We start from the raw sequence: 9344 nt of genomic DNA, 5'->3' as shown, positions 1-9344 counted from the left end.
CAGGGCGATCATGTACTGGCCGTGCAGGCTCTCGTGGGTGCGGTAGCGGTCGACCAGGACGGTGAGTTCGGCGAGCAGGACGCGGTGGCGGCCCAACCGCAGGTCGGCCTCGATCCGCTGGTCCAGGGCGCAGAGCCGGGTCTCCTCCAACCGCTTGGCCTCGACGGCGAGTTGACCGCCGGCCGGGATGTCGGCGAAGGCCGGACCGCGCCACAGGCCGAGCGCCTCGCCGAGCATCCGGGCGGCCAGCGGGTGGTCGTCGCCGTCCATGGCCCGGTAGCCCATGCCGGCCAGGCGCTCGAACTCCCGGACATCCGTCAACCCTCCGCCGCTGTTCAGCATGTAGCCGCCCGGCGAGGTCACCAGCACGTCCTTGGCGCAGGAGACCCCTGCCGCCGGGCCGACCTGCCCGAGCGCCCGGTCGATCATGTCGCGCAGCTGCAGCACGTACGTCTGCACCGTCGTGCGTGCGCTGCGCGGCGGGCGGCCCGACCACAGCTCCTCGGCCAGCACCCCGGCCGACACCACCTGGTCGGCCCGCAGGGCCAGCAGCCCCAGCACCTGACGCGGTTTCGGCGCCGATGGCACCACCGACACCCCGCACACCCGGACGTCCAACGCCCCGAGCACCCTAATTTCCACGATGACCACCCCAATCACACGGAACGCCGCAGGCCGATCCGCCGCGGCTGGCACCCGGGTCGACACCCCTAGGGCGACTGTCACCAGTCAAAAACAGGACGCGCGGTTTGTCAATCCAAAACCGAACGTGCTGTTTGTTTCTTGGGATGAGCGGCCTGCCTCGGACAGACGGGCGCGGCGGCCACGCTGCGCCACGAACCGGCCACCACGCGCAGCGGAGTGCGGGCAAACCGAAGGCGGCGTCGGACCCCCATGGATCCCGCGCCGCCACCAATTCGCCCGCACTACGCGCCCGTCGCCAGCCGCCAGCCGGCCGAGCACCGCCCGGACGCCCCCGCGAGCAGGGGGCCGCCGAGCCCCGGTCAACTCCGCACCAGCCGCAGCGATTTCCGGCCGGTGCCGGACCGTCAGCCCACACCGACCTCGTCCGCGACCGCCCGGGCCGCCGACCGCGCCCCGTCCTGCGTCCCACCCTGCGCCCCGGCGCCCTCCGCCGCCGCGCGGGCGGCCGCCACCTCGGCGACCACCTGGGCACCGCGGTCCGGGCCCATCTGCAGCGAACCGAGCACACCCGGCACCGCGATGCTCGGCATCAGGTGCTGGAACAGCCCGGCGGCCCGCCGCTCCAAGTCCGCACGCCCGGAGAGCTTCTGCGACTGGATCTGCACACCCGTCCACGCCGCCGTGACCAGCCACGCGGTGTCGGCCGGGACGACGTGCGGCAGCAGTTCGCCCCGCTCGCCGGCCGCGACCAGCAGCGCCTCCAGCCGGCTGATCCAGCCGGGGATCGCGCCGCCGCCGAGGTCGTCGAAGACGTCCTGGCCCAGGGAGAGCCGGGCCCCCGCGCTCAGCAGCGGATCACGCGGCATCAGATAGGCCACCACCATCCCGGTGTCCACGAACTCCTGGAGTTTGCAGACCCGTTCCGGCACACCGTCCTGGACGAACTGCTCCTCGACGACGCCCTGGGCCAGATCCCGCTTGGAGGCGAAATGGAAATACACCGCACCACGCGTCACACCGGCCCGCGCGACCACCTCGCCGATGGTGGCGCCCTCGTAGCCGAACTCGTCGAAGACCGACGCCGCCGCCTCCAGGATCAGCCGACGCGTCCGGACCGCCCGCTCCTGCCGAACCACCGCAACCACCCCACCCAGAGCTCCCGGAAAACAAAACCAAACACCCCGTATCTTAGCTACCGGTGGCCTACGGACGACAAGATGATGTCGGGGAATCGCCTCAAACGCTCCTTCCCTCCCGCCCGCATCCTCCGCATTTTGCCTACGGGCCGCTGCTTCTTCGCCGGACGATCGAAAGCGGCACCGGCGCCACACATCACACATTCGGGGAAAAACCGAACGATCGGTTTCCTCATTTGGACACCCGAGGGCCGGAAGGCGTCACGGTAGGACGGCCACCGCCTCCACCTCCACCAGCTGGTCGTGGTAGCCGAGCACCGACACTCCCAGCAGCGTGCTGGGGGCGTCGTGCTCCCCCATGTAGGCGCGGTACACGTCCCACACCGCGACCAGGTCGGCCTGGTCGGCGGAGGCCACGTACACCGTCGTCCGCGCGACGTCCGTCAGCCCGGCACCCGCGTCCTCCAGCGCGGTTATCAGGTTCCGCATCACCTGGTGCGCCTGGCCCGCGTAGTCGCCGACGGCGACCGTCCGCCCCTCGGCGTCGAGCGGGCAGGCGCCGGCGAGCCAGAGCGAACGGGCCGGGGCCTCGACCAGGGCCGCATAGGCGTAGTCGACGGCCGGGGTGAGGCGGGAGCTGCGGATCAGCTTGACTGCGCTGTTCAAGGGGCACTCCGAAGGGTCGTGGCCGAACGTTTGCGCCCATCGTTGGCCTCTCCTGAGCGACCGTCAAACCATTTACCAGCGCTGTCCCGTCCACCACAGGGCCGTTGCGTCCACGATTCACCGTTGCGGGTGATGGCGGGCCGACCCGCCCGGCCGGAATCCTGGTGGCCGCCACCCGCGCGGGTCGACGCCGCGCCGACACCAGGAGGTCCCCCATGGAATCCCGACCCCCGTACCGCGACGAGGCCTCCGGGGTCCGCCGACGCCGGATGCTGGGCCTGGCACTCGGGGCGGGGCTCGCCCCGGCCCTCACCCCGGCCGCAATGGCGACCGCGACCGCGACGGCGACATCAACGGCCCGGTCGGATACCCCGGTGGTCGCGTCCGCCGCCCTGGGCCGCCGGGTCGCCGAGGTGGCCACCGCCCAGCTCGGCGTGCCGTACGCCTGGGGCGGCGGCGACCGGCTGGGGGCGAGCCTCGGCTTCTGCGACGACGAGAACGGCTACCTGGACGGCGTCTGCATGGGCGAGAGCACGGTCGGCTTCGACTGCAGCGGCCTGTCCCTCTACTGCTGGTACCGGGCCAGCCACGGCACCGTCGAGCTCGGGCACTACACCGTCGCCCAGTTCCACCGCAGCGCCCCGGTGGAACATGACGCCCTCGCCCCGGGCGACCTGCTGTTCTTCTCCCGCCCGGACGCGCCGCTGCACCACGTCGGCATCCACGTCGGCGACGGCGCGATGATCCACGCCGAGCGCACCGGGACGCTGGTCGCCCGGGTCGAGCACGCCCTCGACGTCCCGCACTGGGCCGGCGAGTTCGCCGGTGCCCGCCGCCCCGGGCCGGCCGGCTGAGCGGGCCTCAGAGGCCGCGCCGCTCCCCCGGCCCCTGGCCCTGGCCCTGGCCCTGGCCCTGGCCCTGGTGGACGCGCAGCAGCAGGCCGTGCAGCAGCTGCCGCTCCCGCGCGTCCAGCGGCGCCAGCACCTCGTCCTGCACCATGCGCGCCCGGGCGTCCAGCTCCGCGAGCAGCGCCCGCCCTGCGTCGGTGACCGACACCGAGACCCGCCGCCGGTCCGCCGGGTCGCGGACGCGCTCGACGTACCCGGCGGCGGCCAGCTGGTCGGCGACCTTGGCGAGGTCGCTCGGGTCGATGCCCAGCCGCTGGACCAGGTCCCGCTGGGCGTGCGGCCCGAAGTCGGCGAGCGCGGCCAGCACGGCCATGTCCCAGAGCCGCAGGCCGTGTTCGGCGAGCTGCTCGGCGAGGCGCCCCCGTGCCGTCCGGCCGATCCGGGAGAGCAGGTAGGTACTGAGGTCGAGCAACGTCGGCGGCAGGGAGGGAGCGGCCAGGGAGGGGGCGGCCAGCGGGGGTTTGGGGAGCAGGGGTTCGGGGGCCATGGCGTCAGTCTAGGGTCCGTCCCTATAGTGGGTGTCGACCCACTAATATCGGACTGATCCGACCCGATGAATCCTCGAGCCCGGGAGCTTCGACCGTGGACGCCCTGTACCCCCGCCTGCTCGTGACCCGTTTCGCCGAGTGCTTCCGGTTCTACCGGGCGGTCCTGCCGCCCCTCACCGGCGCCGCCCTGGTCAAGGGCGGCGCCGGCGGCCCCTACGCCAACTGGGACGTCGACGGGCAGGCCGTCCTGGTGCTCTTCGACCGCGCCGCGATGGCCGCCGCCCTGGGCACCACCGGCCTGCCCGAACGCCCGGCCGCCCCCGCCCAGGACGCCGCGATGCTGGTCTTCCGGGTGGCCTCCGTGGACGACGCGTTCGCCCTCTGCCTGCGGCACGGCGGCACCCCGGTCGTCGGCCCGACCGACCGGCCGCAGTGGGGCCCCAACCTGCGCAGCGCCCACCTGCGGGACCCGGACGGCCATCTGATCGAGCTCCAGTCCTACTGACCCGCCCCGCCCGGTCGGCGCGCGGGGTCGTCCGCCCAGAGGTCGGCGCTGCACGCCGCCACCAGTGCGCCGATCCTGGCCCAGGCCTCCTCCGCGGGCAGCGGTTCGAGTCGGCGGCCGTCCCGCAGCCGCAGCGCGACCCGGTCGCCCACGGCCTCCTTGGCCCCGATCACGGCCTGGTACGGCACCAGGCGCGCCGCCCGGATCCGGGCGCCCAGGCTGCCGTGCTCGGGCCCGGCGACCTCGGCGCGCAGCCCGAGGTCGAGGCAGCGCTGCCGGAGCCGCTCGGCCTGCGGCAGTTCGCCCTCGGAGACCGGCAGCAGCACCACCTGTACCGGGGCCAGCCAGGCCGGGAACGCGCCTCCGTACAGCTCGATGAGGTGGGCGACCACCCGCTCCACGCTGCCGATCACGCTGCGGTGGACCATCACCGGCCGGTGCTTCGCGCCGTCCGGGCCGATGTAGTGCAGGCCGAAGCGCTCGGGCGGGTGGAAGTCGATCTGCACGGTGGAGAGGGTGAACTCACGCCCGGCGCCGTCGGCGATCTGCACGTCGATCTTCGGCCCGTAGAAGGCGGCCTCGCCCTCTGCGGCCTCGAACGGCACGCCGGAGCGTTCCAGCACGTCGGTGAGCAGCGCGGTGGCCCGTTCCCAGAGGGCCGGATCCGCCACGTACTTGCCGCCCGCGCCGGGCAGCGAGAGCCGGTAGCGGACCGGTTCGATGCCGAGCGCGCGGTGCGCCGCGCGGATCAGCTCCAGTGCGGCGACGGCCTCGTCGGCGGCCTGCTCCGGGGTGCAGAACACGTGCGCGTCGTTCAGCTGGATCGCCCGGACCCTGGTCAACCCGCCCAGCACGCCGGACAGTTCGGAGCGGTACATGCCGCCCAACTCGGCCATGCGCAGCGGGAGTTCCCGGTAGCTGTGGGGCCGGGAGCGGTAGATCAGGGCGTGGTGCGGGCACAGGCTCGGCCGGAGCACCATCTCCTCCGAGCCCAGTTCCATGGGTGGGAACATGTCGTCGCGGTAGTGCGCCCAGTGGCCGGAGATCTCGTACAGCTCACGCTTGCCGAGCACCGGCGAGTACACGTGGCGGTAGCCGGCCCGCCGCTCGCGCTCGCGGATGAACTCCTCCAGGGTGTGCCGGATCGCGGCGCCGTCTGGCAGCCAGTAGGGCAGGCCGGAGCCCATCAGCGGGTCGGTGTCGAACAGGTCGAGTTCGCGGCCGCGCTTGCGGTGGTCGTGCGCGGCGCGGTCGTGCATGGGGTGGTCGTGCATGGGGTGGTCTCCACTCGGGTCGGCGGGCGAGTGGTCCGGAAACGGCGAAGCCCCGGGGCACTCGCCCCGGGGCTTCGGACTAGGTCAGCAGTCAGCGCACCGGGACTCTCTCCGGCGTCGTCGTGGCGAGTGCAGCGCGCTTCATGCGATCCACGATAACAGGGCACCGACCGCCGTGGTGATCTTTATCCGCGGCCGCTCAGAACAGGACGGCGCAGCCGCGCGCGTCGAGCGCGGCGAACAGCCGCGGCGAGGGGCGCGCCTCGTTCCACCGCAGGTCCAGCTTCTCCAGCGCGGGCAGTTCGGCCAGCCAGTGCGGCAGTTCGGTGATCCGGTTGCCCCGCAGGTCGAGCCGGCGCAGCAGCGGCAGCCCGGCGAGCACCGGCGGGACCTCGGCGAGCGCGTTGTCCCGCAGTTCGAGTTCGCGCAGTGCGGTGAGGCCGCCGAAGGTGTCCGGCAGGGTGGTCAAGTCGTTCCCGCACAGCCAGAGTTCACGCAGGGAGGTCAGTTCGCCGAGGCGGTCGGGCAGCGCGGTGAGCCGGTTGCGCTGGGCGCGCAGCTCGACCAGGGCGGTCATCTCACCGATGGCGGAGGGGAGTTCGGTGAGCCGGTTGTCGCCGAGGTTGAGGTAGCGCAGCGCGGTGAGGCGGCCGAGCGCGGCCGGCAGCGCGGTCAGCGCGTTGTCGTGCAGGTAGAGGAAGTCGGCGAGCCCGGTCAGCTCGCCCAGTTCGGCGGGCACGCCGGTGAGCCGGTTGTGTCCGAGGTCGAGGGTGCGCAGCCGTCGCAACCTGCCGACCTCGGGCGGCAGTTCGGTCAGGCCGGTCTCGGCGAGGATGAGCACGGTCAGGTCGGTCCGGTCCCACACCTCGGCCGGCACCGCGCCGAGGGGCCGGCGCCAGAGGTTCAGCGTCACGTCTGTCACGCCCGTCATTGTCCCGTCCGCGCGCCCGTCCCCGAGCCCCTCGCCCTCCCCGCCCCGCTGGACCACCGGGCAGCGCCGCACCCCGGCCGGGAGGCGCTGCTGGTACCGGGCGGCCCCGGCTCACCTGCCCGGGGCGGCGGCCGTGAAGCCGCCGAGGACGGCGAGCGCCTCCTCGGCCGGGCTCCCGGGGGCGGCCGTGTAGACGACCAGGAGGTGGCGCGCGGCGCCGGGCGCCTGGAAGGTCTCGTAGTCGAGCGTCACGTCGCCGACCACGGGGTGCCGCAGGCGCTTGGGGCCGTGGGTCTTCTCGTGCACGTGGTGGCCGGCCCACAGCCGGCGGAAGTCGGCGCTGCCAAGTGCCAGTTCGCCGATCAGGCGCACGAGTTCGGGGTCGTGCGGGTGCCGTCCGGAGGCCATCCGCAGGATGCCGACGGTGGTGCGCGCGGCGTCCTCCCAGTCGAGGTGGACGTCCGGCGCGCCCGGGTCGAGGAAGATCCGTCGGGCCAGGTTGCGTTCGCGCGGCGGGAGTTCGGGGAAGTCGGCGATCAGCGCGGCGGCCAGCCGGTTCCACGCCAGGACGTCGTTGCGGTCGTTCATGATCAGCGCGGGGGTGGTCGGCATCGCCTCCACGACCCGCCGCAGGGCGGGGCGCAGGGCGTCGCCGTCCCGTCCGGCGCCTGCCGTCCTGGCTGCCGAGCGGCGGGGCGGGCGGGCCAGGTCGTACAGGTGGGCGCGCTCGGCGGGGCCGAGCCGCAGGGCGCGGCCGAGCGCGTCGAGCACCTCGTCGGACGGGCGCTCGGCGCGGCCCTGTTCCAGCCGGACGTAGTAGTCGGTGCTGAGGCCGACCAGTTCGGCGACCTCCTCGCGCCGCAGGCCGGGCACCCGGCGGCGTCCGGTCGGCGGCAGCCCCGCCTGCGCGGGTGACACCAGCGCCCGCCGGGTGCGCAGGTAGTCGCCGAGGCTGGCGGCGAGCGTGATCGGTTCGGCCATGCGTTCCAGTATGGGGCGCCCGGCCGGGGGTGCGGGGGCCGGAGGGGCCCTGTCACACCCAGGGAACGGGGCTCTCTTCATCCGGCGGCGGCGCCCGCGAACGATCGGGGCCATGACTGCTTCTCCCCGCCTCGACGACGCCCGTCCCGGCGACGCCCGTCCCGAAGGCGCCCGTCCCGAAGGCGCCCGCCGCGCCGCGCCGCCCCGGACCGAGCACCCGGCGGGCACGGCCGCTCCCCCACCGCGTACGGACGGCGGTCCGGGCGGCTACTGGGCGACCGTCACCGCGGTCGGCTGCGCCAGCATGATGCTGCCGTTCTCGGTGACCGGGGCCGCCGTGGCGCTGCCCAGCATGACCGCGCAGCTGGGCTCCTCGGTGGGCGCCGCCCAGTGGATGCTGAACGCCTTCAACCTCACCTTCGCCGCCCTGCCGCTGGCGGCCGGCGGCCTCGCGGACCGGATCGGCCGGCGGCGCGTGCTGCTGTCGGGGATCGCGCTGGTCGGCGCGCTGTCCGCGGTGGTGGCGCTCGCGCCGTCGATGGCCGTGGCCGACGCCGCCCGGGCGGTGCAGGGGTGCGGGGCGGCCGCCGTGCTGGCGGCGGGCGCGGCGGTCCTGGCCCAGTCCACCTCCGGGCGGCGCCGACGGCTCGCCTTCGGGATCCTCGGCACCTCCTTCGGCACCGGCCTGGCGATCGGGCCGCCGGCCGCCGGCCTGCTGGTGGAGGCGGCCGGCTGGCGGTCGGTCTTCCTGCTCGTCGCCGTCCTGGCCCTGCCCGCGTGGCTGTGCGCCACCCGGGCTCCGGAGTCCCGAAACCCGGACCACCCCGGGATCGACCTGCCCGGGGTGGTCTGCTTCACCGGCGGGCTCGCCGCGCTGTCGTACGCGCTCGTGCAGGCCGGCACCGCCGGCTGGACGGCGCCGGACACGCTGCTGCCGCTGGCGGGCGCGGTGCTGCTGCTGGTCCTGTTCGCCGGGGTGGAGGTCCGCCGGGCCGGGCGCGCCATGGTCGACGTCCGGCTGTTCCGCAGGCCCGAGTTCCTCGCCGTGGTGTGCCAGCCGTTCACCGTCACCCTGGGGTTCGTCGTGCTGCTGGTCTACCTCCCGGCCTACCTCCAGGGCGTGGGCGGCAGGAGCGTCCTGACCAGCGGTCTGCTCCTGCTGCCGATGACGGCGCCCGTCCTCCTGCTGCCGTTGGCGGCCGGGCGCCTCGCCGCCGCCGTCTCCGTCCGGGCGGTGCTGACCGCGGCCTCCGCGCTGATCGCGGCGGGCTCCCTGCTGCTGGTGACGGTGCGCGGCGACGGGTCGTGGCTCGCGCTGGCGGTGCCGCTGCTGCCGTTCGGGGCCGGGGTCGGGCTGGCCTTCGGGGTGATGGACGACGCGGCCGTCGGGACCGTCCCCGCCGAGCACGCCGGGGCCGCCGCGGGCGTCTTCAACACGATGCGGATCACCGGGGAGTCCGTGGCCGTCTCCGGGGCCGCCGCGCTGCTCAGCACGCTGACCGCCGCGCACCTGGGCGGCAGCGGCCTCGCCGCCGACGAGGCGGCGCAGCTCGCGGGGCAGGCCGTCCAGGGCAGGGTGGCCGCGGCGCACCAGGCCGCCCTGGCCGCCGGGTTCACCGACGCCCTGCACGTCCTCGGGCTGGTCCTCGCCGCGCTGTCCGCCCTCGGCGCGGTGCTCACCTACCTCGCCCTGGCGCCGGACGGGTCGGCCTGAACCGCCGTCGGAGCCGGGGCCGGGGCCGGGGCCGGGGCCGCCGGAAAGCGGCAGGGCCCGCCCGGGAGGTCGGGCGGGCCCTGCCGTCATGCGGTG

The 9344-nt window shown here is 74.6% G+C and carries 10 protein-coding genes; 3 read left to right on the top strand and 7 right to left on the bottom strand.

The features are described from left to right. The 3 genes from ACFV61_RS31715 to ACFV61_RS31705 all read right to left on the bottom strand — a co-directional run. Positions 1-642: BTAD domain-containing putative transcriptional regulator (locus ACFV61_RS31715; protein ID WP_380495385.1), on the bottom strand; the 642-nt coding region annotated here is incomplete at its 3' end. Positions 643-1049: 407 nt separating this feature from the next. Further along, entirely contained in the window at positions 1050-1781 is a 732-nt protein-coding gene (locus ACFV61_RS31710; RefSeq protein ID WP_380495383.1) for a ScbR family autoregulator-binding transcription factor, read from the bottom strand. A gap of 261 nt (positions 1782-2042) precedes the next feature. Beyond that, positions 2043-2447 carry a RidA family protein gene (locus ACFV61_RS31705; RefSeq protein ID WP_380427435.1) on the bottom strand — a complete coding sequence of 135 codons (405 nt, stop codon included), beginning with the start codon at positions 2445-2447 and terminating at the stop codon, positions 2043-2045. Positions 2448-2662: 215 nt separating this feature from the next. Here ACFV61_RS31705 and ACFV61_RS31700 point away from each other — a divergent pair, with 215 nt between their 5' ends. Beyond that, positions 2663-3301, top strand: a complete 639-nt coding sequence (locus tag ACFV61_RS31700) for a C40 family peptidase (protein WP_380495381.1) — start codon at positions 2663-2665, stop codon at positions 3299-3301. A gap of 7 nt (positions 3302-3308) precedes the next feature. Here ACFV61_RS31700 and ACFV61_RS31695 read toward each other — a convergent pair whose 3' ends face one another. Further along, the gene (locus ACFV61_RS31695; protein WP_380495379.1) at positions 3309-3842 is read right to left on the bottom strand and encodes a MarR family winged helix-turn-helix transcriptional regulator; all 534 of its coding nucleotides are present in this window, start codon (positions 3840-3842) and stop codon (positions 3309-3311) included. 95 nt (positions 3843-3937) lie between these two features. On the opposite strand from ACFV61_RS31695, the gene ACFV61_RS31690 reads away from it, so the two are divergent. After that, the gene (locus ACFV61_RS31690; RefSeq protein WP_063345987.1) at positions 3938-4348 is read left to right on the top strand and encodes a VOC family protein; all 411 of its coding nucleotides are present in this window, start codon (positions 3938-3940) and stop codon (positions 4346-4348) included. Here ACFV61_RS31690 and thrS read toward each other — a convergent pair. The 3 genes from thrS to ACFV61_RS31675 all read right to left on the bottom strand — a co-directional run bounded on the left by thrS (position 4342) and on the right by ACFV61_RS31675 (position 7534). Beyond that, positions 4342-5622 (bottom strand): threonine--tRNA ligase, encoded by a 1281-nt coding sequence (gene thrS, locus ACFV61_RS31685; protein WP_380495377.1) that lies wholly within the window; start codon positions 5620-5622, stop codon positions 4342-4344. The two genes, ACFV61_RS31690 and thrS, sit on opposite strands and share 7 nt — an antisense overlap. A 199-nt stretch (positions 5623-5821) precedes the next feature. Further along, the gene (locus tag ACFV61_RS31680) at positions 5822-6544 is read right to left on the bottom strand and encodes a leucine-rich repeat domain-containing protein (RefSeq protein ID WP_380495375.1); all 723 of its coding nucleotides are present in this window, start codon (positions 6542-6544) and stop codon (positions 5822-5824) included. A gap of 120 nt (positions 6545-6664) precedes the next feature. Beyond that, positions 6665-7534, bottom strand: coding sequence for a helix-turn-helix transcriptional regulator (locus ACFV61_RS31675; RefSeq protein WP_380495373.1), 870 nt, complete (start codon positions 7532-7534; stop codon positions 6665-6667). A gap of 112 nt (positions 7535-7646) precedes the next feature. On the opposite strand from ACFV61_RS31675, the gene ACFV61_RS31670 reads away from it, so the two are divergent. Further along, the gene (locus ACFV61_RS31670) at positions 7647-9248 is read left to right on the top strand and encodes an MFS transporter (protein ID WP_380495371.1); all 1602 of its coding nucleotides are present in this window, start codon (positions 7647-7649) and stop codon (positions 9246-9248) included. Positions 9249-9344 lie beyond the last annotated feature (96 nt).

This window comes from Kitasatospora sp. NPDC059817, assembly GCF_042731835.1.
Classification (GTDB): Bacteria; Actinomycetota; Actinomycetes; order Streptomycetales; family Streptomycetaceae; genus Kitasatospora.
Note: the sequence above shows the minus strand (reverse complement) of the source record. Positions and strands in the feature narration are given on the sequence as shown.

Bases quoted from the DNA above. Each gene is read 5' to 3' on its own strand.
- ACFV61_RS31695 (WP_380495379.1), bottom strand. From the start codon at position 3,842: ATGGCCCCCGAACCCCTGCTCCCCAAACCCCCGCTGGCCGCCCCCTCC.
- ACFV61_RS31700 (WP_380495381.1), top strand. From the start codon at position 2,663: ATGGAATCCCGACCCCCGTACCGCGACGAGGCCTCCGGGGTCCGCCGA.
- ACFV61_RS31670 (WP_380495371.1), top strand. From the start codon at position 7,647: ATGACTGCTTCTCCCCGCCTCGACGACGCCCGTCCCGGCGACGCCCGT.
- ACFV61_RS31675 (WP_380495373.1), bottom strand. From the start codon at position 7,534: ATGGCCGAACCGATCACGCTCGCCGCCAGCCTCGGCGACTACCTGCGC.
- thrS (WP_380495377.1), bottom strand. From the start codon at position 5,622: ATGCACGACCACCCCATGCACGACCGCGCCGCGCACGACCACCGCAAG.